This is a genomic window from Blastococcus deserti (assembly GCF_042682525.1).
Taxonomy (GTDB): Bacteria; Actinomycetota; Actinomycetes; order Mycobacteriales; family Geodermatophilaceae; genus Blastococcus_B; species Blastococcus_B deserti.
This window is the reverse complement of the sequence record NZ_JBHUHP010000030.1, coordinates 74,744-100,011: the sequence shown is the minus strand read 5'-3', so window position 1 is coordinate 100,011 and position 25,268 is coordinate 74,744. Positions and strand designations below refer to the sequence as shown.

The 25,268-nt window shown below is 74.7% G+C and carries 25 protein-coding genes; 8 read left to right on the top strand and 17 right to left on the bottom strand.

What is annotated here, in order from left to right:
• Window positions 1-16 precede the first annotated feature (16 nt).
• Complete coding sequence (locus ACFSHS_RS20375) at window positions 17-376, top strand: hypothetical protein (protein WP_376880145.1); 360 nt, start codon at window positions 17-19, stop codon at window positions 374-376.
• 2 nt (window positions 377-378) lie between these two features.
• The gene (locus tag ACFSHS_RS20370; protein WP_376880142.1) at window positions 379-1,278 is read left to right on the top strand and encodes an alpha/beta hydrolase family protein; all 900 of its coding nucleotides are present in this window, start codon (window positions 379-381) and stop codon (window positions 1,276-1,278) included.
• A 73-nt stretch (window positions 1,279-1,351) separates the two neighbouring features.
• On the opposite strand, the gene ACFSHS_RS20365 is transcribed toward ACFSHS_RS20370, so the two are convergent.
• Together ACFSHS_RS20365 and ACFSHS_RS20360 are read right to left on the bottom strand one after the other, a co-directional pair.
• Window positions 1,352-2,626 (bottom strand): ROK family transcriptional regulator, encoded by a 1,275-nt coding sequence (locus ACFSHS_RS20365; protein WP_376880140.1) that lies wholly within the window; start codon window positions 2,624-2,626, stop codon window positions 1,352-1,354.
• Window positions 2,627-2,755: 129 nt separating this feature from the next.
• Window positions 2,756-3,397, bottom strand: a complete 642-nt coding sequence (locus ACFSHS_RS20360) for an alpha/beta fold hydrolase (RefSeq protein WP_376880137.1) — start codon at window positions 3,395-3,397, stop codon at window positions 2,756-2,758.
• Between the two features lie 160 nt (window positions 3,398-3,557).
• On the opposite strand from ACFSHS_RS20360, the gene ACFSHS_RS20355 reads away from it, so the two are divergent.
• Entirely contained in the window at window positions 3,558-4,979 is a 1,422-nt protein-coding gene (locus ACFSHS_RS20355; protein WP_376880135.1) for an NAD(P)/FAD-dependent oxidoreductase, read from the top strand.
• 86 nt (window positions 4,980-5,065) lie between these two features.
• Window positions 5,066-6,403 (top strand): DUF2254 domain-containing protein, encoded by a 1,338-nt coding sequence (locus ACFSHS_RS20350; protein ID WP_376880133.1) that lies wholly within the window; start codon window positions 5,066-5,068, stop codon window positions 6,401-6,403.
• Between the two features lie 7 nt (window positions 6,404-6,410).
• Here the strand turns inward: ACFSHS_RS20350 and ACFSHS_RS20345 are convergent, their stop codons facing one another.
• The 4 genes from ACFSHS_RS20345 to ACFSHS_RS20330 all read right to left on the bottom strand — a co-directional run bounded on the left by ACFSHS_RS20345 (window position 6,411) and on the right by ACFSHS_RS20330 (window position 11,675).
• On the bottom strand, window positions 6,411-7,091 hold the full coding sequence (locus tag ACFSHS_RS20345; protein WP_376880130.1) for an alpha/beta hydrolase: 681 nt from the start codon (window positions 7,089-7,091) through the stop codon (window positions 6,411-6,413).
• Window positions 7,092-7,094: 3 nt separating this feature from the next.
• Window positions 7,095-8,387, bottom strand: a complete 1,293-nt coding sequence (locus ACFSHS_RS20340; protein WP_376880128.1) for an erythromycin esterase family protein — start codon at window positions 8,385-8,387, stop codon at window positions 7,095-7,097.
• Window positions 8,388-8,400: 13 nt separating this feature from the next.
• Complete coding sequence (locus ACFSHS_RS20335; protein ID WP_376880126.1) at window positions 8,401-9,567, bottom strand: carboxylate-amine ligase; 1,167 nt, start codon at window positions 9,565-9,567, stop codon at window positions 8,401-8,403.
• 128 nt (window positions 9,568-9,695) lie between these two features.
• Window positions 9,696-11,675: an alpha-amylase family protein gene (locus tag ACFSHS_RS20330; protein WP_376880123.1), complete on the bottom strand. Its 1,980-nt coding sequence runs from the start codon at window positions 11,673-11,675 to the stop codon at window positions 9,696-9,698.
• 122 nt (window positions 11,676-11,797) lie between these two features.
• On the opposite strand from ACFSHS_RS20330, the gene ACFSHS_RS20325 reads away from it, so the two are divergent.
• Both ACFSHS_RS20325 and ACFSHS_RS20320 read left to right on the top strand, forming a co-directional pair.
• Entirely contained in the window at window positions 11,798-12,751 is a 954-nt protein-coding gene (locus ACFSHS_RS20325) for a S1C family serine protease (protein ID WP_376880121.1), read from the top strand.
• Between the two features lie 64 nt (window positions 12,752-12,815).
• Window positions 12,816-13,745: a GGDEF domain-containing protein gene (locus tag ACFSHS_RS20320; RefSeq protein WP_376880118.1), complete on the top strand. Its 930-nt coding sequence runs from the start codon at window positions 12,816-12,818 to the stop codon at window positions 13,743-13,745.
• Window position 13,746: 1 nt separating this feature from the next.
• Here the strand turns inward: ACFSHS_RS20320 and ACFSHS_RS20315 are convergent, their stop codons facing one another.
• Together ACFSHS_RS20315 and ACFSHS_RS20310 are read right to left on the bottom strand one after the other, a co-directional pair.
• Window positions 13,747-14,553: an SDR family oxidoreductase gene (locus tag ACFSHS_RS20315; protein ID WP_376880115.1), complete on the bottom strand. Its 807-nt coding sequence runs from the start codon at window positions 14,551-14,553 to the stop codon at window positions 13,747-13,749.
• 46 nt (window positions 14,554-14,599) lie between these two features.
• Window positions 14,600-14,782, bottom strand: a complete 183-nt coding sequence (locus ACFSHS_RS20310; protein WP_376880113.1) for a hypothetical protein — start codon at window positions 14,780-14,782, stop codon at window positions 14,600-14,602.
• 159 nt (window positions 14,783-14,941) lie between these two features.
• Between ACFSHS_RS20310 and ACFSHS_RS20305 the strand changes: the two genes are divergently transcribed.
• A complete protein-coding gene (locus ACFSHS_RS20305; protein WP_376880111.1) occupies window positions 14,942-15,460 on the top strand; it encodes a DinB family protein in 519 nt (172 codons plus the stop codon).
• A gap of 150 nt (window positions 15,461-15,610) precedes the next feature.
• On the opposite strand, the gene ACFSHS_RS20300 is transcribed toward ACFSHS_RS20305, so the two are convergent.
• The 6 genes from ACFSHS_RS20300 to ACFSHS_RS20275 all read right to left on the bottom strand — a co-directional run bounded on the left by ACFSHS_RS20300 (window position 15,611) and on the right by ACFSHS_RS20275 (window position 22,627).
• Complete coding sequence (locus ACFSHS_RS20300) at window positions 15,611-16,789, bottom strand: vWA domain-containing protein (protein ID WP_376880108.1); 1,179 nt, start codon at window positions 16,787-16,789, stop codon at window positions 15,611-15,613.
• The gene (locus tag ACFSHS_RS20295) at window positions 16,782-17,696 is read right to left on the bottom strand and encodes an AAA family ATPase (protein ID WP_458199710.1); all 915 of its coding nucleotides are present in this window, start codon (window positions 17,694-17,696) and stop codon (window positions 16,782-16,784) included. Before ACFSHS_RS20295 ends, ACFSHS_RS20300 begins: the two co-directional genes overlap by 8 nt.
• Window positions 17,697-17,762: 66 nt before the next feature.
• Window positions 17,763-18,653 carry an XdhC family protein gene (locus ACFSHS_RS20290; RefSeq protein WP_376880106.1) on the bottom strand — a complete coding sequence of 297 codons (891 nt, stop codon included), beginning with the start codon at window positions 18,651-18,653 and terminating at the stop codon, window positions 17,763-17,765.
• A gap of 10 nt (window positions 18,654-18,663) precedes the next feature.
• Complete coding sequence (locus ACFSHS_RS20285) at window positions 18,664-21,078, bottom strand: aerobic carbon-monoxide dehydrogenase large subunit (RefSeq protein WP_376880103.1); 2,415 nt, start codon at window positions 21,076-21,078, stop codon at window positions 18,664-18,666.
• 65 nt (window positions 21,079-21,143) lie between these two features.
• Window positions 21,144-21,656, bottom strand: coding sequence for a (2Fe-2S)-binding protein (locus tag ACFSHS_RS20280; RefSeq protein ID WP_376880100.1), 513 nt, complete (start codon window positions 21,654-21,656; stop codon window positions 21,144-21,146).
• Between the two features lie 2 nt (window positions 21,657-21,658).
• Window positions 21,659-22,627 carry an FAD binding domain-containing protein gene (locus ACFSHS_RS20275; protein ID WP_376880097.1) on the bottom strand — a complete coding sequence of 323 codons (969 nt, stop codon included), beginning with the start codon at window positions 22,625-22,627 and terminating at the stop codon, window positions 21,659-21,661.
• Window positions 22,628-22,661: 34 nt separating this feature from the next.
• Here ACFSHS_RS20275 and ACFSHS_RS20270 point away from each other — a divergent pair, with 34 nt between their 5' ends.
• On the top strand, window positions 22,662-23,615 hold the full coding sequence (locus ACFSHS_RS20270; RefSeq protein WP_376880094.1) for a LysR family transcriptional regulator: 954 nt from the start codon (window positions 22,662-22,664) through the stop codon (window positions 23,613-23,615).
• A 3-nt stretch (window positions 23,616-23,618) separates the two neighbouring features.
• Here the strand turns inward: ACFSHS_RS20270 and ACFSHS_RS20265 are convergent, their stop codons facing one another.
• From ACFSHS_RS20265 to ACFSHS_RS20255, 3 genes are all read right to left on the bottom strand, one after another.
• Window positions 23,619-23,969 carry a hypothetical protein gene (locus ACFSHS_RS20265; RefSeq protein ID WP_376880092.1) on the bottom strand — a complete coding sequence of 117 codons (351 nt, stop codon included), beginning with the start codon at window positions 23,967-23,969 and terminating at the stop codon, window positions 23,619-23,621.
• Between the two features lie 78 nt (window positions 23,970-24,047).
• On the bottom strand, window positions 24,048-24,980 hold the full coding sequence (locus tag ACFSHS_RS20260) for a hypothetical protein (protein WP_376880090.1): 933 nt from the start codon (window positions 24,978-24,980) through the stop codon (window positions 24,048-24,050).
• 73 nt (window positions 24,981-25,053) lie between these two features.
• Window positions 25,054-25,263, bottom strand: coding sequence for a hypothetical protein (locus tag ACFSHS_RS20255; RefSeq protein ID WP_376880088.1), 210 nt, complete (start codon window positions 25,261-25,263; stop codon window positions 25,054-25,056).
• Window positions 25,264-25,268 lie beyond the last annotated feature (5 nt).

Below are 25,268 nucleotides of genomic sequence, written 5' to 3'. Positions count from 1 at the left end.
TGAGAATAGTGGGGTCATGGCCACCGTGCAACTGACGCCCACGACCCTGTCCGTCCGCTTCACCCGGACCGAGCAGCTCGCCGGCCTCCTGCGCGACGTCGAGCTGCCCCGGGACGCCGTCCGGAGCGCCGAGGTGGTGACCGAGCCGCTCAGCGGCGTCCGCGGCCTGCGTGCCCCCGGCCTCGCTCTGCCGGGCCTGCGCAAGGTGGGTACCTGGCGGCGCCCCGGGGAGCGCACCCTCGTCTGCGTGCGCAGGGGGCAGCCGGCCGTCCGGCTACGACTCGACGGCGCCCGGTACGACACCCTGCTGATCGGGGCGGACGACGCCGCCGCCCTGGCCGCCGCCCTGGCCGCCGCCCTGCACCCGGTTCCCTGACCGTGCGGGAACTCCCCCTGCGCGTCCCGGGCGAGCACCCGCTGGGCGGCACCCTCACGCTGCCCGACGGCGCGGGATCGCACCCGGCCGTGCTCATCGCGTCCGGTTCCGGCCCGCTGGACCGGAACTCCAACCACCGCCGGGCCCGGTTCGGCGTGGCGCGGCAGCTGGCGCACGCCCTGGCCGCCGGCGGCCTGGCCTCCCTGCGCTACGACAAGCGCGGGATCGGGGACAGCCCCGGGCACTGGCGCACGGCCGGCCTGCACGACAACGTCGACGACCTCGGCCGGGCCCGCGAGGCCCTGGCCGCCCGGCCGGAGGTGGACCCCGACCGGATCCTGCTCGCCGGGCACAGCGAGGGCGCGATCCTGGCGGCGGCGCTGGCCGCGCGGGGCGTGCCGACGTCGGGGGTCGTCCTGCTGTCGATGAGCGGCGCCCCGGGCGAGGACGTGCTCCGCTGGCAGGCCCGCCGCATCCCGCCGACGCTGCCCGCGCCGGTCCGGGGGCTGCTGGGGCTGTTCCGCGTCGACCTCGAGAAGAAGGTCCTGGCCAACCACGACCGCGTCCGGGCCACCACCACAGACGTGGCGCGGATCGGCGGGGCGAAGGTCAACGCGCGCTGGCACCGGGAGTTCATGTCCCACGATCCCCGGGACGACCTGCGGCGCATCGGGGCGCCGGTGCTGGCCGTGACCGGCGGCAAGGATCTGCAGGTCGACCCGGCGCACCTGCAGGTCGTCGCGGCAACGGTGCCCGGGGGCGCATGGACGGCGCTGCTCCCCGACGTGACGCACGCCCTCCGGCGGCAGCCGGGACCGCCGTCGATGGGCGCCTACCGGAAGGAACTGCGCCAACCGGTGGACCAGGAGGTGCTCGGCACCGTGGTCGGTTGGTGCCGGTAGGTCAGCGGGCTGGGCGGCTGATCCGGGGCGCACACCCTCCCGCTCGGAACCGCGGCCCCAGCCCGGCGGAGGGTCACGGTCCGGCCGCGGTCCCGTCCGCCGGCACCAGCGTCGGATCGTCGAAGACCGACTCGAGGGCGACGTGCGCGCCGCCCCGGACGGCGGCGCTGAAGCCCAGCGTCGACAGGACCACGCGTGCCCCGCCCAGGTCGGGGGCCAGCACCCGGGCGCGCAGCTCGGCGGTCATCGGCTCGACGAGGAACCGCCCGAGGACGGCGAAGTAGCCCCCCAGCAGCACGACCCGCGGGTTCAGGACGTTGATGAGCACTGCGGCACCGGTGCCCAGGGCGGAGCCCACCCGGGCCAGCGCGTCGAGGGTGCGCCGGTGCCCGGCGTCGGCGCGGGCGGCGATCTCGGCCAGCCGGGTCTCGAGGTCGCGCCCGTGGTCGTGCACCGGGTCCTCGGGATCGGCGGCGGCCCGCAGCAGCGCGGTCAGCCCGACGACCGTCTCCCAGCAGCCACGCCGGCCGCAGCCGCACAGCAGGTCCGGGTCCCCCAGCGGTGTGTGCCCGACCTCGCCGGAGAGGCCGCCCGCCCCGCGCAGCAGCCGGCCGTCGACGATGACACCGCACCCGACACCGACCTCGCCGGTGAGGTGGACCAGGTCGGGAGTGCGGGCCTCGGGGCCCGTCGCCCACTCGGCGATCACGGCCAGGTTCGCGTCGTTCTCCACCCGGATCGGGCAGTCGCCGGCGACCCGGGCGCGCAGCCCGTCGAGCACCGGCACGTCCCGCCAGCCGAGGTTGGGCGCGTGGGTCGCGACACCGCCGGGGCTGCGCACCAGTCCCGGGACGGCGACGGTGATTCCCACCGGCACCGCACCGCGCGCCGCGGCCGCCGCGACGCCCTCGCCGACCAGGCCGGCCACCGCGTCGAGCGTGCCCTCCGGGCCGAGCCCGGGGACGTCGCACGCCACCCGCCGCTCGAGCAGCGCCTCGCCGCGCAGGTCCACCACCAGGACGGCGACGTAGTCGACGTTCAGCTCCACCCCGATGCCGCACACCCCACGGCCGTCGAGGTGCACCAGCACGCCGGGCCGGCCGACCGAGCCCGCGCGGTCGACGTCCCCAGCGGTGACCAGCCGTCGATCGGAGAGCTCGGCGACCAGGCTGGACACCGTGGCCTTGTTCAAACCGGTGTCCTGGGCGATGCGGGCGCGCGACCGCGGGCCGGCGTCCCGGAGGTGACGCAGCACCAGTCCGAGGTTGCTGCGGCGCACCGCGGCCTGGTCGGCGGGAACGTGGCGCGCGGCGGGGGCACCGTCGTAGAGACGGCGGGAGTCGAACACGGCAGCGCCCACCTCCCTCCGAAAGGCCTCGGACCATTAGTAGGCTGTACCAACAAATTAGGGGGCCGCCGGGGGCCGGTCAAGGTCGCCCCCCGCCCACCGATGCGGGGCATCCGTGCCCGGTGAGGCTCAGCCGGCGGCCGCGCGCATCACCGCGACCACGTCGTCGGGATGGCTCTGCGGCGTCATGTGCGCCGCGCCCGGCACCTCGACCAGCCGGCCGCGGGGAGCCGCCGCCACCAGCCGGGACGCCCAGTCGTGGGCGCAGAGCCGGTCACGGGTGCCGCGGACCACCGTGACCGGCACCCGCACGTCGCGCAGCCGCCGATCGCTGTCGTCAGGGGCGGCGACCCGCCAGAGCGCGGCCATCGCGCGCGGCCCGGTGTGCCACCACTGGGCCAGGATCAGCGGCACCTGCCACCACGGCTCGCCGCACGCCGTCGCCACCCAGCGCCGGACCAGGCCCCACGCCCTGCGCAGCCGGGGATCGGTGGTCGGCCCGAGCAGGACGGCGGCGGCGATCCGGCTGTCCCGGGCCGCGGCGATGGCCACCACCTGGCAGCTCTGCGAGTGCCCGACCAGCACGACCGGCCCCTCCCCCAGCCGGTCGAGCAGCCGGTCGGCCAGCACCTCCAGCGGCGGCACCGGCGCCGGCACCCCCATGCCGGGCAGGTGCACGACCGTGGCCGGGAGACGGCTCCGGATGCGCCGCGAGGAGCGTTCGTCCAGCCCGAGCCCGGGTACGAGGACGAACCGGACGGGGGGCGTCACGCGCAGCGCCCGGGGGACCGTTCGGGTGTGTCGACCATCCCGACGGGTCTACCGGTCCCCCGCACGGGCCGCGAGCCGAGGGCGGAACGGGCAGAGTGTGGGCTGGATCGCTGCGGGTCGCTCGGGGCCGGCGACGGACGGAGTGGGAGGATGAATCATCATGACGACATCACCAGTGCGTGAACCAGCCGCTCCCTCGCACGGCGGCCGTCCGCGGGTCGTCATCATCGGCTCCGGCTTCGGTGGCCTGTTCGCCGCCCAGCGGCTGCGCAAGGCCGACGTCGACATCACCCTGATCGGCAAGACGAGCCACCACCTGTTCCAGCCGCTGCTCTACCAGGTGGCGACCGGCATCCTCTCCGAGGGCGAGATCGCCCCGGCCACGCGCGAGGTGCTCCGGCGCCAGGAGAACGTGCGCGTGGTGCTCGGCGAGGTCACCGACATCGACCTCGGCGCCCGCACGGTCACCTCCACGGTCCTGGGCCGCACCACCGTCCACCCCTACGACGAGCTGATCGTCGCGGCGGGGGCGGGACAGTCCTACTTCGGCAACGACCGCTTCGCCGAGTTCGCGCCCGGGATGAAGAGCATCGACGACGCCCTGGAGCTGCGCGGCCGGATCTTCGGCGCCTTCGAGCTCGCCGAGCTGGCCGAGGACCCGGCCGAGGTCGACCGGCTGATGACCTTCGTCGTCGTCGGCGCCGGTCCCACCGGTGTGGAGATGGCCGGCCAGATCGCCGAGCTGGCGCACCGCACGCTGCGCAAGGACTTCCGCCGCATCGACCCCACCACCGCCCGCGTGGTCCTGCTCGACGCCGCTCCGAAGGTGCTGCCGTCGTTCGGCGAGAAGCTCGGCGACCGTGCCCGCCGGCAGCTCAACGAGATCGGCGTCGAGGTGCAGCTCGGCGCGATGGTGACCGACGTCGACGCCGACGGCATCGAGATCAAGGACGCCGACGGGCAGGTGCGCCGCATCAACGCCGCCACCAAGATCTGGGCCGCAGGCGTACAGGCCAGCCCGCTGGCCCGGCTTCTCGGTGAGCAGTCCGGCGCCCAGGTGGACCGGGCCGGCCGCGTCGCGGTGCTGCCCGACCTCACCCTGCCGGGCCACCCCGAGGTGCACGTCGTCGGCGACATGATGGCGCTGGACAGGCTGCCCGGCGTGGCGCAGGTGGCCATCCAGGGCGGGCGCTACGCCGCCGATCAGATCAAGCGCAAGCTCGCCGGCCGGGAGCCGCTGCCCCCGTTCCAGTACCACGACAAGGGGTCGATGGCGACGATCTCGCGGTTCCACGCGGTCACCGACCTCGGGAAGCTGAAGTTCGAGGGCTTCATCGCGTGGATGATGTGGCTGGTCGTCCACCTGTTCTACATCGTCGGGTTCAAGAGCCGGGTGACGACCGTGCTGCACTGGCTGGTCAGCTTCCTCGGCCGGGGACGCTCCCAGCGGGTGGCCACCCAGCAGCAGGTATTCGGCCGCCTGGCCCTGGAGAACCTGGGACCGGAGTTCGAGGCCTCGAAGACCGGTGGCCCCAAGACCGTCCCCCACGGCGAGGACCTCACCGGGCGCGAGTCGGCCTGACGCAGGCGGCAGCCGCGCCGTCCCTGGTACGGGTGATGCTGTCGCCCGTCGGTGCCCATTCGTCCCGGAACGGGTAGCGGGCGGTCATGGCACTCGTCGGGAAGAAGGGAACCGCGGCACGGTCGCGCGCCCCCATGTGGGTGTGGCCGGCCCTGTGGGGCGTCGTCGCGGCGATCGCCGGCTGGCTGCTCGGCCAGGTCGAGCCCAGGTCGGGGTTCCTCACGGCGCTGTGGCCGGCGGACACCAGCGCCGCCGGCAGCCTCCTGCAGATCGTCGCGACCGGCGCGGTCACCATCGCCACCCTGACGTTCAGCATCACCGTGGTGGCCCTGCAACTGGCCTCCCAGCAGTTCTCGCCGCGGCTGCTGCAGGAGTTCGTCCGTGACCGGACCACCAAGTCCGTGCTGTCGATCCTGACCGGGACCTTCGTCTTCGCCCTCAGCGGCCTGCGCGGCGTCAACTCCTCCCAGCCGGTGCCCACCCTGGTCTGCCTGACCGCCGCACTGCTGGGCATGGCCTCGCTCGGCGCCCTGCTGGGGTTCATCACCCACATGGTGTCCTTGCTCCGGGTCGACACGATGATGACCCGGGTCCACGACGTCACCGACCGGGCGATCCGCGACTTCTACCCCGCTTACGACGAACAGCCCGACCTCACGCCCGACGACCTGCACCTGGACACGTCCGAGGGACGTCGGGTGATGGCCGATTCCAGTGGCTTCGTCCAGTTCCTGGACACCGACGCCCTGGTGGCCGCGGCACGACGGCACGACGCGATCGTCCGCGTGGTCGTCCGGCCCGGCGACCACGTGACGCACGGAACACCCGTCGCCTCGGCGTGGACCCGGGGCGGGAGACCGCTGGACGACGAGTTCACCGACGCGATCCGGGGCGCGGTGGTGCTCAACAACGAGCGCACGATCGACCAGGACGCGGCGTTCGGCCTGCGCCAGCTCGAGGACATCGCCGTGAAGGCCATGTCGCCGGCCATCAACGACCCGACCACCGCCGCCACCGCGGTGGGCCACATGGCCGACCTGCTCGTGAGGTTGGCCGGGCGGCACCTCGGCCCCGCCGTGCACACCGACGAGGACGGCGTCGGCCGGGTGGTCCTGCCGGACCGGGACTTCCGCTACTACATCGACCTGGCTTGCGGTCAGCTGGCGCGCTTCGGCAGCTCGGAGCCGACCGTGCTCATGGCGTTGCTGCGGATGCTCCGCGACGTCGCGATCTCCTGTCGCGACGACGGGCAGCGCGCGGAGGTCGCCCGGGCCGCCGACCTGGTGGCCGGCGAGCTCTCCCGGGAGCTCAACGAGGTGGACACAGCCGCGATCAAGGACCACCACGACCGGGTATCGGCCGCCCTGGAGGGGCGGGTCGAGGAGGCCTTCACCGACTCCAACGGCCAGGTGCGCTCCATGTGAGACCGACTCAGCCAGGTCGCAGCCACCAGTCCAGAGCGGCCGGAACGTCCTCGCGCCGCACCGCGTGGCCGCCGTCGAACTCCTCGTACGTCACGTCGTAACCGGCCGCCGACAGCTGGCGCGACACCCGCCGGCCGCACCGGTCCACCGGGAGGACGCGGTCCTGCGCCCCGTGGGTGATCCAGATGCGCGGTTCGCCCTCCTGCGTCGGCGGCGCCACGAAGCCCGGGGCGAAGGCGAGCACGGCGTCGAAGAGGTCGCCGTTGGCCAGACCGAGCGACAGCGCGTACGAGGCTCCGTCGGAGAACCCGCCGACCGCGATCCGGTCGACCGCGGCGCGGCCGAAGACCTCCCCCAGGGCGGCGTCCATGACGGCGACGTCCCGACCGAGGCCGCCGGCGATGAGGTCCCAGGTGGAACCGACCGACGTCGGAGCGAGCACGAGTCCCCCCCGGCCGGTGACGGCCTCCCCCACCGCGGCCAGGCTCTGTTCCGCCTTCCCGCCCGCGCCGTGGAAGAAGACCAGCAGCGGCCGGGGCACCGGCTCGCCGGGCGGAACCGCCAGGAGCGCCTCCGCTCCCGGGCCCAGGTCGACCTCGTGCACACCGGCGGGCAGCGGCGGGCCGGGCACGACGGGGGACGGCCGGTTCTCGAGGCGCCCCTCGGCGGCGCGACGCGGGGCGGCCACGCCCTAGACCGCCTCGGAGACGAGGGGCACGTGCTCGTCGGCGCGCTCGAGGTGCAGCGGCTGCAGCGGCGAGGTGTCGTCGAGGTACAGGAAGGCGTCGTAGCGCTCGCCCAGGACGGTGGGCACGTAGTTGCCCCATCTCTCCCGCTCGGGCCGGTAGACGACGCCGATGGCGCGGTGGTCGAGCCTGCGGTCCAGCCACGCCGGCCGCTCGCCGCGCGGGACGACGAACAGGGCGTCGGCCCCCACGGCGTCGTGCAGGAGCGCCTCCAGGCTGCCCCCCCGGGCCGGCGGCACGGGCATCCGCTCCATCTGCGCACCCCAGCTCTCCCCGGCGACGACGCCGCCGCGGTGGCCGCCGAAGCCCACCAGCACGACGTCGTCGCCGCCGTGCCGCTCGCGGAGCAGCTGGCCGACGTTGGTCATGCCGGCGCCGGCCATGTCGGTGGCCCGGGCGTCCCCGATGTGCGTGTTGTGCTCCCACACGACCGCCTTGTCGCCGGCGTGGGTCAGCAGGCGGTCGAGCGTGTCGACCATGTGCACGTCCCGGACGTTCCACGACTCGGCCGACCCCCGGATCATCGCCCGGTAGTAGCGCTCGGCGTCGACGACGACGGCCGCGTTCTGCTCGGCGGAGAACCTCGACTCCGGGTCGCCCTCGAGCTCTTCCCGGCCGCGTCCCTGGCACATCGAGCGGAGCAGGTCGACGGCGGCCTGCTCGCACGACGTGGGGGCGAAGCGGCTGGCGAACGCGTACTCGGCGCCGTCCTCACCGAAGGGCTCGAAGCACCGCAGGGCCTGCATCGCCGTGTCGACGTGCTGCGGCTCGTGCTCTCGCAGCCACTCGACCAGACCCTGCATCGAGTCCCACAGGCTGTACACGTCGATGCCGTAGAAACCGATCCGGTCCGGCTCCGGGCGCGCCGCGTTGAACGCGCGAAGCCACCGGCAGAACTGCACGACGTCGTCGTTGGCCCACATCCACGTCGGCCAGCGGGCGAACGCGTCGAGGGCGTCGCGCGGGTCCTCGTCGGCGCCCTCGCGCAGCCGCACGCTGCGGTTGACCCGGTAGCAGTCGGGCCAGTCCCCCTCGACCGCGACGAAGCGGAACCCGCGCTCCGCGACCAGCCGGCGGGTCAGGGCGGCCCGCCAGGCGTAGTACTCGTGCGTCCCGTGGCTCGCCTCCCCGATCGCCACGATCCGGGCGTCCTCGATCCGTTCGAGCAGCGGGTCCAGGTCGGCCTCGTCGCGCAGTGGTCGCGCCAGGGCGCGCACGTCGTCGTGGTCGGTGCTCACTCGCGACTCCTCCTCAGCGGTTCTCCAGCGCGGTGCCCTCCCGGACGATCCCGGCCGCGACCTCGCGCCACTCGCCCGTGCGCAGCCAGGTCCTCCGCTGCCGCGAGGCGGACGTACCCCGCTCGAACAGTCGTTCCACCATGTCGACGACGACGTTCCACTCACCGTGGTCCCGCAGGTCCTCCCGCAGCTCCGTGAGGAGCCGGCGCACGGCCACCCGCGCCGGCACCAGCTCGCACGCCACCGGGTCGAACAGCCCGCCGTCGAGGCCGTGCCGGGCGGCCCGCCACCGTGCCGCCCGCAGGAGCTCCGGACGAGGCTGCGGGCAGGGCTCCCCCCGCTCGGCCCGGGCCGCCAGCACGCGGACCAGTGACCGCACCAGGGCGGCGTGCAGCACGACGTCGTCGACCTCGGTGCACACGTCCGCCAGCCGGAACTCCAGAGTGGGCAGGTGACTGGACGGGCGCAGGTCCCAGTAGAGGTGAGAGGCGTCGGCGATCACGCCGGAGGTCACCAGGCCGGCGACCACCTCGCGGAACCGCTCGGAGCTGCCGAGGTACTCCGGGGGCCCGGTGGTGGGCCACCGCGACCACCAGACGGTGCGGTAGCTGTGGTGGCCGGTGTCGACACCGTCGTGGAACGGCGAGCTGCCGGTCATGGCCAGGAGCACGGAGAGGTAGGGCCGCGCGCGGTCCATCACGGCGACCGCGGTGTCCAGGTCCGGCACACCGACGTGGACGTGGCAGCCGCAGATGTCCTGCTGCAGCGCCAGGCCGGCCCACCGGTCCACCATCGCCTCGTAGCGGGGTGCCGGCGTGATGTCCTGCTGCTGCCAGCTGTCGAAGGGGTGGGTCGAGGCGGCGAGGATGCGCACCCCCGCACGCGCCGCGGCGCCGGCCGCCTCGGCGCGGGTGGTGACCAGCTCGGCCCGCAGTTGCGCGAGGCCGGTGCAGACGTCGGTCACCGACTCCAGCTGCGTCGTGGTGATCTCCGCGTGCAGGTGCCGGCCGGACTCGTGGCGCAGCACGGCGGCGGCCAGCGCGGGGCTCGGCGTCAGCCGGTAGGTGACGGGGTCGACGAGGTGGAACTCCTCCTCGACCCCGAAGGTGGTGCCGGCCGGGCTCGCCGTCGTCGCGGGCGGCGGTGCGGCGGCCGGTGCCCCCGCGCGCTCGACCTCCACGCGCCCTCCTGTGCAGCGAGGCGACGCCGTGGTCGCCGGCCTCCCCGGACGAGGGGCGACTGAGGGCCAGCCGTGCTCTGACGGTAGGGCCTGGCGGGCGTGCCCGCACCCCGCCCAGCGGTCAGGGCTCAGGGCTCGGCGAACCAGACGAACCCGAGCCCGGGCACGAGCAACCGGTCCGCGCGCAGGTCCGGCCGGCCGTCGCTGGAGAGCACCGGCTCGAACGTGCCGAAGCCGGTGACCGTGTCGGCCAGGACGCCCTCCGTCGCTGAACCGAAGTTGGCCAGCCCGATGAACGCCCCGCCGCGCGGATGCCGGCGCCGCCAGGCCAGGACCGCGTCGTTGCCGACGTCCAGGACCTCCGACTCGCCGCCACCCCGCAGCGCGATCAGCGACCGCCGCACCTCCCCCAGCCGGCGCAGCCAGGCGAACACCCGGCCCTCCAGGCTCACGGGGTCCGACCGCCGGGCCGCCGCCGCCCAGTCCATCGGCGGGCGGTGCATCCACCGGTTGTCCGGCGCCCGCTCGGGGTCGGCGAGGTAGCCGGCGTCGTTGCGCAGCGCCAGCTCGTCACCCATGTACAGCAACGGGATGCCGCCCCAAGCGAAGGCGACGGAGTACAGCAGGACCAGTCGCCGGACCCCGGCGTCCAGGGCGGCGGGGTCCCCCCGCTCGAGGGCGTCCTCGATGCCGCAGAGGGACGCCGCCGACCCGGAGATCCGGGCGTCGCCGGTGGCCTCGTTCTCCTGGAACAGCGCCCCGCGCGCCCAGGAGCCCGGGAAGCGGCCGCTGAAGAAGTCGTTCAGAAAACGCCGGTGCCCGAAGCCGCTGACGCCGACCGCCGCCGCGTCCACGTCACTGATCGCCCAGCCGATGTCGTCGTGACCCCGCACGTAGGTCACCCAGGACGAGCCCGGGGGGATCGGCCGCATGCGCCGCAGGGCGGAGGCGGCCAGCCGGGCGTCGCCGGTGGCCAGGCTGCTCCAGCCCACCACCATGAGCTGGTTGTGGTAGGCCAGCTCGCACTCGGGGCGGTAGCGGTCGTGCCCGCCCAGGTAGGGCACGAGATCCTCCGGGGAGACGATCGCCTCCGCCTTGAACACGACGCCGGGAGCCGCCAGCCGGGTCAGCGCGTGCAGCAGCTGCAGGAGGGTGTGCCCCTCCGGCTGGTTCTGGCAGGTGGTGCCCAGCCGCTTCCACATGAACGGGACGGCGTCCATGCGGAACACGTCCACCCCGCGGTTGGCCAGCCAGGTGATCTCGCCGAGCATCGCCAGGGTGACCGCGGGGTTGGTGTAGTCGAGGTCCCACTGATACGGCCAGAACGTCGTCCAGACCCAACCGCCGGCGTCGCCGCAGGCCTCCGGCACCCAGCTGAACGAGCCGGGCGCCCGGTCGGGGAAGACCTCCGGGATCGTGGCGTCGTAGGCGTCGGGCATCGTCCGGTCGGGGAAGGCGGTGTAGAAGTCGGCGAACGCCGGGTCGCCGGCGAGCCACCCCTGCGCCCAGGCGTGCTCACGTGCGGTGTGGTTGAGCACCAGGTCGATGCACAGGCTCATGCCCCGCTCGTGCAGGGCACGGGCGGCCTCCTCCAGGTCGGCCATCGTGCCGAGCCGCGGGTCGACGGCGCGGTAGTCGGCGACGGCGTAGCCGCCGTCGTTCTCCCCCGGCCGAGGCTGCAGCAGCGGCATCAGGTGCAGGTACGTGGTGCCGAGCTCGGCGAGGTAGTCCAGCGTCGACGGCAGGTCACGCAGCGTTCCGCAGAAGCGGTCGACGTAGCAGACGTAGCCCTGCATCCGCGCCCGCTGGAACCAGGCCGGATCGATCTCCCGGCGCCGGTCGAGCCGCCGGAGGTCGCCGGGGCGCTCCGCGGCGGCGGCCAGCGCCGTCCGCAGGGCCCGCTCGAAGAGGGTGTCCACGTCGGCCCGCTCGCCGTAGAGGACGGCCAGCGGCTCGTGGATGTCGACGAGCGCCACGTCGATGCGGGTGAGGAAGGCGTCGGCCTCCTCCGCGCCGAGCGCGTGGGCGGCGTCGACGGCCAGCCGGGGCCGCAGCGCCCGCCACGCCAGGTCGGCCGCCCGCCGCCGGTCGGCCCGCGATGCGATCACGAGTTCCGTCCGCAGGTCACCGGCCCAGTATCGGGGGCCTGTTCGCCCACGGCATGACCTGTACCACCGGCCCGGCGGAAGGCGTTCACTGGGCGCTGTAAGCCAGTAATCGGGAGGGCGCGATGAGCCTGGCACCGGATCCCGCGACCGAGTCCCCGCTGGACGCCTACTCGCGGATCGTCACCGCGGTGGCGGCAGACCTGACCCCCCACGTCGCCGCCCTGCAGGTCACCGGCCGCGACGGCCGGGGCGGGGCGGGCTCGGCCGTCGTCGTCAGCGACGACGGCCTGCTGCTCACCAACGCGCACGTGGTCGCGCGGGCCGCCCGCGGGCTGGCGGTGTTCAGCGACGGGACCGAGACCGACGTCGACGTGGTCGGCGCCGACCCGCTCTCCGACCTCGCCGTCGTGCGGGCCCGCGGCCGGACTCCACCGCCGGCCGAGCTGGGCGACGCCGGCACGCTGCGCGTCGGCCAGCTCGTGGTGGCTGTCGGCAACCCGCTGGGCCTGTCCGGCTCGGTCACCGCCGGTGTCGTGAGCGGCCTCGGCCGCTCGCTGCCCACCCGGGACGGGCGCACCGCGCGCGTGGTGGAGGACGTGATCCAGACCGACGCCGCGCTCAACCCCGGCAACAGCGGCGGAGCGCTGGCCGACTCCTCCTCGCGCGTCGTCGGCATCAACACCGCGGTCGCGGGATGGGGCCTGGGGCTCGCTGTCCCGATGAACGACACCAGCCGGCGGATCATCGGCGCGCTGGTGGCCGACGGGCGGGTGCGCCGGGCCTACCTGGGCCTGGTGAGCACCCCCGCGCCGCTCCCGGCCACGCTGGCCGAGCGCACCGGCCGCCGACGGGGGCTGCGGATCGTCGACGTCGTCCCCGGCGCTCCGGCGGACCGGTCGGGGCTCAAGGCCGGTGACCTGGTGCTGGAGGCCGGCCGGCGCCCGGTCGCCGACGCGCAGAGCCTGCAACGGCTGCTCTTCGCCGACGCCATCGGGCGGCCCCTGCCGATGACCGTGTACCGGCGCGGGGCGATGGTCGACGTGATCACCGTGCCGGCGGAGCTCACAGGGAGGTGACACGGCGCCACCCCATCGGGCATCCGAACCGAGAACCGGTCGTCTCCCATGGAGGATGGACACCATGCAGGCCGACCGGCACACCCCAGCGCTGCTCCTCGCGGCGCTGTACGTCGTCTGCGGGCTCCTGTGCCTGGCGGCGGCGATCTGGCCGGCCCATCCGGAGACCCCCGTCGCGCTCTGGGGAGCGCTCGCGGCCGCCGGGATCGGCGGCGGCTTCGCGATCTGGACGTTCCGCTCCCGCTTCCACGGCTGGGTGGCGCACGCCGCCGTGGCCCTCGCCGGCATGCTGATCGCCGTCTTCGCCTGGCAGTCGGCGAGAGCCGTGGGCATCGTGGGTCTGGGCCCGGCCCTGATCGCCGTCGGCCTGTACGCCGCGCACTTCTTCGACCTGACCGCCGCCCGGCTGCACGCCGCCGCCCTCGTCCTGCTGACCACCGCGGGGGCGATCGCCGCCGAGCCCACCGGGTTCGCGGTCCCCTGGGCGGCGGTCGTCGTCTCGGTCGTGGCGTTCACCGAGGTGCAGGGCCGCCTCGCCCGCACCCTCCGCACCGCCGCGACCACCGATCCGCTGACCGGGGTGGCCAACCGCCGCGCGTGGGAGGCCGAGGCGGCGCGACACCTGTCCCGGGCGGCGCGCACGGGCGAACCGCTCAGCGTCGCCATCCTCGACCTCGACGACTTCAAGGGGCTCAACGACCGCGAGGGGCACGGCGCCGGCGACACCCTGCTGCGCGACCTCGCCACCGGCTGGGCGGCGCGGCTGCGGCGGGCAGACCTGCTCGGCCGCTACGGCGGCGACGAATTCGTCCTGTGCCTGCCGGCCACCGACGAGCACGGTGCCCGGCGGATCCTCCGGCAGCTGGACGCCACCCACGCGTTCGCCTGGTCGGCCGGTGTCGCCACCGCACGGCCCGGCGACACGCTGGCCACCGTCCTGGCCCGCGCGGACGCCGACCTCTACCTGCAGAAGCGCAGCGGCCGGGCCGTCTGAGTCACCCTCGGCGCCAGTCCTCGCTCTCCAGGTGCGACCCGGCCATGGGGCCCATCTGCAGCATGCCGCCGTCCACGGCCCAGGACGCGCCGGTCACGTAGCCGGCGTCCGGGGAGACCAGGAAGGCCACGACGGCGGCCACCTCGGCCGCGTGCCCCGGGCGGCCCAGCGGCACGCCCGGGCGCCGGTGGCCCGGCGTGGTGGGGTCCTCGTCCTCCTGCCCGGTCATCGCGGTCGCGATCTCGCCCGGCGCGACCGCGTTGACGGTGATGCCGTGCTCGGCGAGCTCCAGGGCGGCAACCCGGGTGAGCAGGCCGAGGCCGCCCTTCGCGGCGCAGTAGGCGGCGGCACCGACGCGCGGCTGGTGCTCGTGCACGCTCGTGATGTTGACGATCCGGCCGCCCCGGCCGGCGGCCACCATGCGGCGGGCCGCACGCTGGAGGCAGAGGAAGGCACCGTCCAGGTCGGTCGCGAGGACCTCCCGCCACGTGGCCAGGTCGAGATCCAGCAGTGGGGTCATGTGACCGGTTCCCGCGTCGTTGACCAGGACGTCGACCCCGCCGAGGGTCTCCGCCAGCTCGTCGACGACGTCCCCGGCCTCCGGCAGCCGGGTCAGGTCGACCGGACGGACCTCCGCCCGCCGGCCCAGCGACCGGACCTCCTCGGCGGTCGCCTCGCCGGCCGCCTCGTCGCGGTACCAGGTGATGCCGATGTCGCACCCCTGCCGGGCGAGCGCGACGGCGATCGAGCGGCCGATGCCCGACTCCGAGCCGGTGATGATCGCGACGCGTCGGGGAGCCCCTGTCATGAGGCCACGCTAGGAAAGGCCCGCCGGACCCGCAGACCGGCGCGGATCACCGCTGCGCCGCGAGCCGCTCGTCGAGCAGGCGGTCCACGGCGGCCCACGCCTCCTCCACGAGCCGTGCGTTCTCCGCCGACGGGCAGCGGGTGTACGCCGCGCGGGCGACGCCGAGGGCGACATGGGCGACCGAGATGTCCCGGTCCAGCCGGTCGAGACGGGTGACGGTCGGGCTCATGACGGCCTCCTGGCGAATCGGCGTCTGCGAGCTGCACGGTAGGTCGCAGGTATGACCGTCCTTCGCCGCGGAGGTCATCGCCGGATGCCGATCGGTCCGGGGTGTCAGTGCCTCCCCCTAGCGTCCGGAGCACAGCGCACACGCATCCGGGAGGCAGGCATGACCGGCACCACCCTGACCGCCGAGCGGGCCGACCTGCTCGAGACCCTCGCGGCACACCGGCAGTTCCTCCGACACACGGTCCGGGGGCTCGACGACGAGCAGGCGCGGCTGCGGACGACGGCGAGCGAGCTGACCCTCGGCGGGCTGCTCAAGCACGTCGCCCATCAGGAGGCCAACTGGGCCCGCTTCGTCCTCGAGGGCACGCAGGCGATGGCGACGCCGACCGACGCGGCCGGGTTCGAGAAGTGGGCGGAGGAGTTCCGGCTGCTGCCCGGCGAGACGCTGGCGGGGGTCCTGGCCGAGTACGAGGAGATCGCGCGCCGCACCGACGAGCTGGTCCGGACGCTGCCCGACCTCGACGCGTCCCACCCGCTGCCGGAGGCCCCGTGGTTCCCGCCGGGCGCCGTCCGCTCCGCCCGCCGGGTGTTCCTGCACATCGTCGCCGAGACCGCCCAGCACGCCGGCCACGCAGACATCCTGCGGGAGTCGCTCGACGGTCAGAAGACGATGGGCTAGGCCCCGTCGGGAGGCTCGCCCGAGCCTGCGAGGGCATGTCGGCCCCGTCCGGGGGCTTGTCGCCGCCCGGGCCCGCCCCGGGCTCGCGAGGGATCGGGGGACGGGGTCCTTCCACGAGCGGTGAGGAGGACGGGTCCTTCGGGGGTCCGCTCACTCGCGGACGGCGGCGACCACCTGCTCCAGCGCCGCGAGGCTGTGCCCGCTGACGAAGGCGTCGCAGTACGGCAGCGCGGCCGCCATGCCGCCGACCAGCGGCGCGTACCCCGGTGCCGCCCGGCGCGGGTTCACCCAGACGATCCGGTGCGCCAGCCGGCGCAGCCGCCGCATCGCCTCGGCCACCTCCTCGGGGTCGTCCAGCGCCCACCCGTCCGAGAGCACGACCACGACCGCGCCGCGCGCCAGGCCTCGGCGCCCGTGGTCGGTGACGAACCGGCCGATGCCCTCCGCCAGCCGGGTACCCCCCGCCCAGTCGGACGACGTCGCACCGGCGCGGGCCAAGGCCTGGTCGTGGTCCCGGGTTCCCAGCTGGCGGGTCAGCCGGGTGAGCCGGGTGGCGAAGACGAATGCCTCCGCCCGCGCCCCGGCGACCGCCCCCTGCAGCAGGGCCAGGTAGACCCGCGTGTAGGGCTCCATCGACCCGGACACGTCGCACAGCAGCACCAGCCGGCGCGGTGTCGTCCGCCGGGCCGCGTGCACGAGGCGGGCCGGGTCGCCACCGGTGCGCTGCGCGCCGCGTACCGTGCGGCGCAGGTCCAGCCGGTCCCCCGACCTGCGGGTCACCCGGCTCCGACGGCTGCGCCGCACCGGCGTGCTCAGCACCAGCCGCCGCACCAGCTCCCGGACCGTGTCGAGCTCCTCGGCGCCCAGGTCGGCGAAGGACGTGTGCCGCAGCCGTTCCTCGGAGGAAGCCGCGGCGACCAGCGCATCCCGCTCGCCCTCGGTTCCCCCGTCGTCCCCGCCGGCGCGGGCGGTCGCACCCGACGAGGGGCCGATATCGGCCGGGCGGGAGTCGCGCGGCGCCGGCCGGGTGCGCGGTTCGCTGCCGACCGGCGGCGGGGCGGCCGGGTCGCCGCGGCTGTCGGCGGGATCCAGCCGCCCGTCGAAGACCGCGGAGAAGACGGCGTCGAAGACCGGGAGCTGAGCCCGGTCGGTGACCAGCACGATGCGGCACGTCCAGTACAGGGCGCTGCGGTCGAGCGGCGGCACCAGCTGGAGGGCGCGCGCCAGCCCGGCCGCCCGCTCGGGTGGCGCCGGCAGCCCGGCCCGGTGCAGCGCCGTCGTCAGGCCGACCGCGAGGGGGCCGGGGCCCACGACCGGCAGGTCAGGCACCGGCCAGCCAGGCCGCGCCCCGTGCACGGGCCAGCTCTTGGTCGTCGCGGTTCTTGAGCACCGTGCCCCAGGTGCGCTCCACGGCGGCCGGGTCGAGCCGGTCCAGTCCGAGCAGGTTCAGCGCCGCGACCCAGTCGACGACCTCGGCGATGCCCGGCGGCTTGACCATCTCCAGCGAGCGCAGCCGGGCCACTGCGGCGGCCGCCGACACCGCCAGCGGTTCGGCGCTGCCGGGCACGCGCCGTCGCACGATCTCGGCGACCCGCTCCGGCGGCGGATAGTCGATCCAGTGGTACAGGCAGCGGCGGGTCAGCGCGTCGTGCAGGTCGCGCGTCCGGTTCGAGGTGAGGACGACCACCGGGGGGTGGGCGGCTCGGATGGTGCCCAGCTCGGGCACGGTGACCGCGGCCTCGGCGAGCACCTCGAAGGTGAACGCCTCGAACTCCGCGTCGGCGCGGTCGATCTCGTCGAGCAGCAGGACCGCCGGCCGGGGACCGGGATGCTCGATCGCCTGGAGCAGTGGCCGCCGGAGCAGGTAGTCGGCGCCGAAGAGGTCGTCCTCGGCCAGCGCGGCGCCGCGGGCCTCCGCCAGCCGGATGCCGAGCAGCTGGCGCGGGTGGTTCCACTCGTAGAGGGCCTCGGCGGCGTCGATCCCCTCGAAGCACTGCAGCCGGTACAGCGGGGTGTCCAGGACGCGGGCGAGCGCCTTGGCCGCCTCGGTCTTGCCGACGCCGGGCTCGCCCTCCAGCAGCAGCGGTTGGGGCAGCCGGACGGCGAGGAACAGGGCGGTCGCCAGGCCCGGGTCGGCGAGGTAGTCGACGTCGTCCAGGGCAGCGGCCAGGGTCTCGACGTCCGGCACGCGCTCCTGGACCGCCTCCTCCGCCCCCATCCGCGCTGCCGCCGTCACGACCCCTCCCCGCTTTCCGTACCGGAAGCTGGGCGGGTCCGGCCAGCTTCCGGTACGGAAAGCTGATCAGGAGGCCGCGGCATACCGGGCAGGCTCGGCGAGGAAGGCCTTCCGGCAGCCCTCGCAGCAGAACCAGGTCGTCGTCCCGTCGAGCTCGACGTGCGGAGTGCTGTCGACGGCGGCCACCGTCATCCCGCACACGGGGTCCACCGCGCTCGCCGGCGCCGGTGCGGGGGCGGTCCGCTCCCGCGCCCGCCGTTCGGCGACGATCTCCGCGAGCACCGACAGGGCGATCTCGGCCGCCGTCCGGCCGCCGATGTCGAGACCCGCCGGGCTGTGCACCCGGCTGCGCTGCTCGTCGGTGACGTCGAGGGACGCCAGCACGCCGGCACCGCGGATCCGGCTGGCGACCAGGCCGACGTAGGGGACGCCGAGCCTCAGCGCCGCGGTGAGCGCGGGCTCCTCCTCCCGCCCGTGCGAGGCGACGACCAGCGCGGCGTCCCCTACGGCGGGTACGGCCTGCTCGCCCGCGACGAGCTGGACGTCGAAGCCGAGCGGCCGGCCCAGGGTCGCGAGGGCCTCCGCCACCGGGCTGTCCCCCACGACGAGCATCCGCGGCGCGGGCACCCGCGGCTCGAGGAAGATCTCCACCGCTCCCCCGGACAGGCAGGGGTTCGCGACGGTGACCGCGCCCTCCTCACCGGCGCCGGCGGTCACCTCGCCTGGCACGATGCGCAGCAGCAGCGGCTGGTTGGTCGACAGGGTCATCAGCCCGTACTCCCGCACCGACGCCTCGGCGCAGGTACCGCCGACGAAGCCGTCGATGCTCCCGTCGGCCCGCACCAGCGCGGTGTCACCGGCGTGCGCGCTGGTCGGCTTCTGCGCGCGGACGACGGTGGCCTGGACGAACGGCTCCCGGGTGCGCGTCAGCTCCGCCGCGGTGTCGGTCACCGACACGGTGCCCTCCTCAGATCGGTGGCGTGGGCCGGCCCTGCATGGCCTCCCACACGCGCGCCGGCGTGCACGGCATGTCCATGTGGGTGACGCCGAACGGCGCCAGCGCGTCGACGACGGCGTTGACCACGGCCGGCGGCGAACCCACGGTCGCGGACTCCCCGATGCCCTTGGCGCCGATCGGGTGGTGGGGGGACGGCGTCACGGTGTAGCCGGTCTCCCAGTCCGGGACCTCCATGGCGGTGGGGATCAGGTAGTCCATGAACGAGCCGCCGAGGCAGTTGCCCTGCTCGTCGAAGCCGATGAACTCCATGAGCGCCATCCCGACGCCGTCGGCGAGGCCCCCGTGGATCTGCCCCTCGACGATCATCGGGTTGATGCGGGTGCCGCAGTCGTCGACGGCGGTGAACCTCCGGACGTGCACCTTGCCGGTGCCCGGATCGACGTCCACCGCGCAGATGTAGGCGCCGAACGGGAACGTCAGGTTGGGCGGGTCGTAGGTGACCTCCGCGTCGAGGTTGCCGTCGACGCCCTCGGGCAGCGCGACTGTGCCGTGCGCGCCCAGGGCGATCTCGGCGATCGTCTTCCCGGCGCTGGGATCGCCCTTCACGTACCAGCGGCCCTTCTCCCACTCCAGGTCCTCGGGCCGGGTCTCCAGCATCGCCGCGGCGATCAGCCGCGCCTTCTCCTGCACCTTGCGCGCGGCAAGCGCCACCGCTCCCCCGCTGACCGGCGTGGAGCGGCTGCCGTAGGTACCCAGGCCGAACGGCGTCTGGTCGGTGTCGCCGTGCACGACCTCGATGTCCTCGGGTGGGATGCCCAGCTCCTCGGCGACGATCTGCGCGAACGTCGTCTCGTGGCCCTGCCCCTGGGTCTGCACCGACAGCCGGACGACGGCCTTGCCGGTCGGGTGGACGCGCACCTCGGCGCCGTCGGCCATGCCGAGGCCGACGATGTCCATGTGCTTGCGGGGTCCGGCACCGACGGTCTCGGTGAAGAAGGAGACGCCGATGCCCATCAGCTCGCCGCGGGCGCGCTTCTCGGCCTGCTCGCGGCGCAGCCCCTCGTAGTCGATGAGCTCCATCGCCATGCGCAGGGCCGGTTCGTAGTCGCCGGAGTCGTACTCCCAGCCGGTCTTGTTCTTGTACGGGAACTGCTCGGGCCGGATGAAGTTGCGCAGGCGCAGCTCGGCCGGGTCCATCTCCAGTTCCTTGGCCAGGACGTCGACCATCCGCTCGACCAGGTAGACCGCCTCGGTCACCCGGAACGAGCAGGCGTAGGCCACCCCGCCCGGCGCCTTGTTCGTGTAGACGCCGGTGACGGAGCAGTGCGCGGCCTGCAGGTCGTAGCTGCCGGTGAAGATGGAGAAGAAGCCGGCCGGGTACTTGGTGGGCTGCGCGGTGGCGTTGAAGGCCCCGTGGTCGGCCAGCACGTGCGTGCGGACGGCGAGGATCCTCCCGTCGCGGGTCGCGGCGATCTCGCCGGTCATCGTGTAGTCCCGGGCGAACGCCGTCGACATCAGGTTCTCCGACCGGTCCTCGACCCACTTGACCGGCCGCCCCGTGAGGATCGAGCCGACGACGGCGCAGACGTAGCCGGGGTAGATGCCGACCTTGTTGCCGAAGCCGCCCCCGATGTCCGGCGCGATGACCCGGATCTTGTGCTCGGGGATGCCGGCGACCATGGCGTAGAGCGTCCGGTGCGCGTGCGGCGCCTGCGTGGTCTCGTAGAGGGTGAGCTTGCCGTCGACCGGGTCGTAGTCGGCGATCGCGCCGCAGGTCTCCATCGGCGCCGGGTGCACGCGGGGGTAGACCATCTCCTGCCGGACGACGACGTCCGCGCGGGCGAAGACGGCGTCGGTCTCGGCCTTGTCGCCGGCCTCCCAGTCGAAGATGTGGTTGTCGGTCTGCCCCTCCTTGTCGTCCCGGATGACCGGGGCGCCGGGGTCAAGGGCGCGACGGGCATCGACCACGGGGGGCAGGTCCTCGTACTCGACGTCGATGAGCTCCAGCGCGTCGCGTGCGGAGTAGCGGTCCTCGGCGACGACGAACGCCACCTCCTGGCCCTGGAACCGCACCTTGTCGGTGGCCAGGATGGCCATGACGTCGGCCGACAGCGTCGGCGCCCAGGCGAGGTTGAGCCCCTCGAGGTCCTTGCCGGTGATGACGGCGAGCACCTTGGGGTGGGCGAGCGCCTCGGTCGTGTCGATGGAGACCAGCCGCGCGTGCGCCACCGGGGAGCGCAGCATCGCGCCGTGCAGCATCCCGGGCAGCACGATGTCGTCGAGGTAGCGGCCCTTGCCGCGGATGAAGCGGGGGTCCTCCTTGCGCTGGACCCGGCCGAAGCCGATCGGCCGGTCGGACGCGGTCATCGCCGGGTTGGGCTCGCGCTCCTGGGGCATCGCGGAGCGTTCCTGGACCGTCGTCATGACTCCTCCTCGCCGGCGCCCGTCGGCGCCATGCGCAGTCGTGCTCTGCTCCTCGGCGAGCTCGCTCACGCAGGCACTTCCTCGGCCTCCGTGGGGGCGACCACGTTGGCGCCGTGCTCGGCCGGGTGCTCGGCGGCCCACCGGATGGAGCGGACGATCGTCGCGTAGCCGGTGCAGCGGCAGATCTGGCCGGAGATGGCCTCGCGGATCTCCTGCTCGTCCGGGTCGGGATTGCGGTCGAGCAGCGCGCGGGCGGTCAGCATCATCCCGGGGGTGCAGAACCCGCACTGCAGGCCGTGCTCCTCCATGAAGCCCTGCTGCACCGGGTCCAGCCGCTGGCCGTCGGCGAGGCCCTCCACCGTCCGGACGTCGTGCCCGTCGGTCATCGCGGCCAGCTGGGTGCACGACTTCACGGGCTCGCCGTCGACCAGGACGACGCAGGTGCCGCAGTTGCTGGTGTCGCAGCCCCAGTGGGTGCCGGTGAGCCCGAGCGTCTCGCGCAGGTAGTGCACGAGCAGCAGCCGCGGTTCGACGTCCCGAGTCACCTCGGTCCCGTTGACGGTCATGGTGACCTGCATCGTCAGCCTCCCGAGACGTCGGCAAGGGCACCCGCGCGCGCGGCGGCGCTGCGCAGGACCCGGCGGGTGAGTTCGTCGGCGAGGTGCCGCTTGTAGTCGACGGGGCCGCGTTGATCCTCGGTCGGTGAGCTCGCCTCGGCAGCCAGCCGGCCGGCCTGGGCGAAGACCTCCTCGGACGGCCGCTGCCCGACGAGCACCGCCGCGGCGTCCACGGCCAGCCCCTCCAGCCCGACGGCGGTCAGCCCGATCGCGGCGTCCTCGATGACGCCGTCCGGGGAGAGTACGAGGACCCCACCGGCGGCGGCGACGGCCCAGTCGCCGACGCGGCGCTCGACCTTCTCGTAGGCGCTGCCCGAGCGGCCCTGGACGGGCAGCCGGATCTCGGTGATCAGCTCGTGCTGCTCGCAGGCGGTCTCGTACGGCCCGCGGTGGAAGTCGGCCATGTCGACGACCCGTTCGCCGCCCCTCCCGGCGATCACCACCTGGGCGCGGAGGACGTCGCAGACGGTGGTGAGGTCCTCGGCGGGATCGGCCTGGCCGAGGGAGCCGCCGATCGTGCCGCGGTTGCGTACCACGGGGTCGGCGATGACCCGTTCGGCGTCGTGGACGATCGGGAACAGGCGGCCGACGCGCTCCGACGCGAGCAGTGCCGCGTGCCGGGTGAGCGCGCCGATGCGCAGCTGGTCGCCGTCCTCGGTGAGGTGGTCGAGCTCGGCGACGTCGTTGATGTCGACGAGCCACTCCGGGCGGGCCAGCCGGAGTTTCATCATCGGCAGCAGGCTGTGCCCGCCGGCGATGACGCGGGCCTCGGGGCCGTGGCGTTCGAGCAGTTCGAGTGCGTGCTCGACGCTGGTCGCTCGCACGTACTCGAACGGAGCCGGTACCTGCACGGGGCCACCCCTCCCCAGGGACCCGACGCTGGAGCCCTGGTGGCGGAGGAGCTTGGCGGTGACCCAGGTGACTGTCAACATGCCCATAACCGATGGCTTATGACGGGTGCCTCGCATGACGTTCACCCAGCTCCGGACCTTCGCGCTGGTCGCCGAACTCGGTTCCCTGCGCGCCGCGGCCGCCGCCCTCGGAGTCAGCGAGCCCGCCGTCTCGGCAGCGGTCGCGGCGCTGCGCAAGGACCTCGGTGACCCGCTGTTCCGCCGCACCGGGTCGGGGATCACGCTCACGCCCGGTGGCCGGGTGCTGGCCGGCCGGGCACGGGAGATGGTGCGGCTGGCCGAACGCACCCACCGGGAGGTGGCGCACGCGACGTCGTCCGGCCGGCTGCGGGTGCTGGCGACCGCTGCATGTGCCGAGCACGTGGTGGGGGCGGTGGTCAGGGCGTTCACCCGGCGGATGCCGCGGGCCGCCGTCGACCTGACCGTCGGGTCGACCGACTGTGCTGCGGCCGCCCTCGCCGACGGCCTCGCGGACATCGTGCTCGGCGTGCGGCCGTCACCGGCCACGGGGCGAGCGGTCGACGCGGTGCCCTTCCTCCGCTACGAGCGGGTGGTCGTGGCCACGGCGGCCCACCCGCTGGCGGGGCACGGTCGTCTGCGACCGGCCGATCTCGCCGGGCACCGGTGGCTGGCCGGGCCCGCCGGGATCGAGGCCGGCAGCGAGGAGGCCCGCTGGATGGACGGGACGCCCGGGCCACCGCAGGTGGAGCGCCGGGACAGCGAGGCCGACGCGCTGGCCGCCGTCCGGGCGGGCGCGGGACTGATGCTGGCGCTGGGACACGCCGTCCGGGACGACGTCCGGCGCGGGGTCGTCGTCCGGCTGCCCGTCGACGGCACGCCGGTGACCGGCCTGTGGTGGGCCGGCGTGCCGTCCGGCGGCGCGGGAACCGGCGCGGCCCGGGCACTGCAGCGCTTCCTCACCACGCCGGACGCCACCAGCGCGCTGCTGGCCCGGCCCCGCCGCCCGGACCGGGCGCATCCGACGGTGCGCGTGGAGCTGTGGAGCTGACGGTCAGCGAGCCGCCGGATCGGCGGGCGGCTCCTCGCCCGCGGCGATCCGGTCGGGGGTGCGGGCGCCGACGACCGACTGGGCGGCGCCGGACGTCTCCTGCGACGGTGCCGGGCCCGACGACGCGGACCGGCCTCCTTCGCCCTCCCCGACGACCTGTCCCTCCGTCATCGCGGGATCGCCCGCCGTCTGCTCCACCGGCGCCTGCGCGGTCGTGTTGCCGGCGCCCCGGTCGTGCACCTCCCGGACGGCGGAGCCGCGTTCGGCGACTCCGATCGCCTCGGCGACGTCGTCCCCGCTGCGCGAGTGGTCGGGCGCGGTGTCGCCGGTCGCGGGTTCCTGGGGTGAGCTCACGGATCCTCCACGTCGTCGGGAAGGCTGCTCGGTGCCAGGCAGTGTCGACCCGCGTGCGGCGCCGCGACAAGGGACCGGTCAGCCGTCGCCGTCCTCGAGATCGGCCAGATGGGCGAGCGCCCGGTCGCGCGCCGCGGCGGCGTCGGCGGCCTGGCGCTCGGCCGTCCGCAGGTGGCGCTCGGCCCGTTTGAACTCCGCACCCACCTGGGCCGCGTCGTGCTCGGCGCGGGCCAGCTGGCCCGACAGCTCGGCCACACGGGCCTGCAGTTCCTGCTGGCGGGCGTCGAGCGCCTCGGCGGTGCGCCGGTCCTCCTCCACCGCGGCCGCCGCCTCCTCGGCCAGCGCGGTGGCCTCCTCCACGGCCCGCCGCGCGTCGGCCAGCTCCTTGCGCCGACGTTCCTCGGCGACCCGCCGCGCCTCCTCCTCCCGCGCCCGGCGCCGTTCGGCGGCGTCGGACGCCCGCTTCCCGGTGGACGGCCTCTCCCGCACCGGCTCGGGCGTCGGCGGCCGCACCAGGCGGAGATCGGGGCGGCCGGTCAGGGTGCCCATCCCGCTGTACGACATGGCCGAGGTGAGCCGCCCCGACAGCAGGGCCTCGCCGGCGTCGGGCTCGGTCATGGCCGCCCGGAGGGTCTCCTCGACCTGGTCGGCGACGGAGGTGCTGATCGGCCGGCCGCGCTCGCGGGCGAGCGCCGACGCCTGCCGCGTGAGCGCGGCGAGCAGCTGCGAGCGCTGCCGGTTGAGCGCCTTGAGCTGGTCACCGGCCAGCGACTCCTGCGCCTCCCGGAGAAGGCCTCCCAGTTCGACCAGCCCCTCGATCTCCGCGCGCTGCTCGCGCACGAGGACGTTGCAGGCCCACGCCGCGGTCGACGGCTTGGGGAGCGCGCCGATCCGCTTGGCCAGCGCCGTGTCGCCGTCGGCCCTGGCCTCGTGCTGCCGGGTGGTGCGGAGCGCGATGAACTCCTCCGGCGGCGCCGCGTACAGCTCGTCGGCCACCTCGTCGAGATCCATCAGCGCCCTCCGCCGAGTGCTACGAACCCGTGGCGATCAGTGACCGACCACCACGCGTTCGTAGCACTCCCGCTCAGGCGGGGCAGCAGACACCGGCGTCTCGCACCGCGTGCGCCCGCTCCGCCCAGGCCGCGGCACGTCGCACCGCGGCGCCCCACCGGTCCGCGAGGCGAGGCGGTCCGGCCCAGCCGCCGCGCCGGGAGGTCTCGGCCCACAGGGCGCCCTCGGCCCGCAGGCCGGTCCGGTGGGCGGTGGACGCGAGGTCGCTGAGATGTGGATGCATCGGCT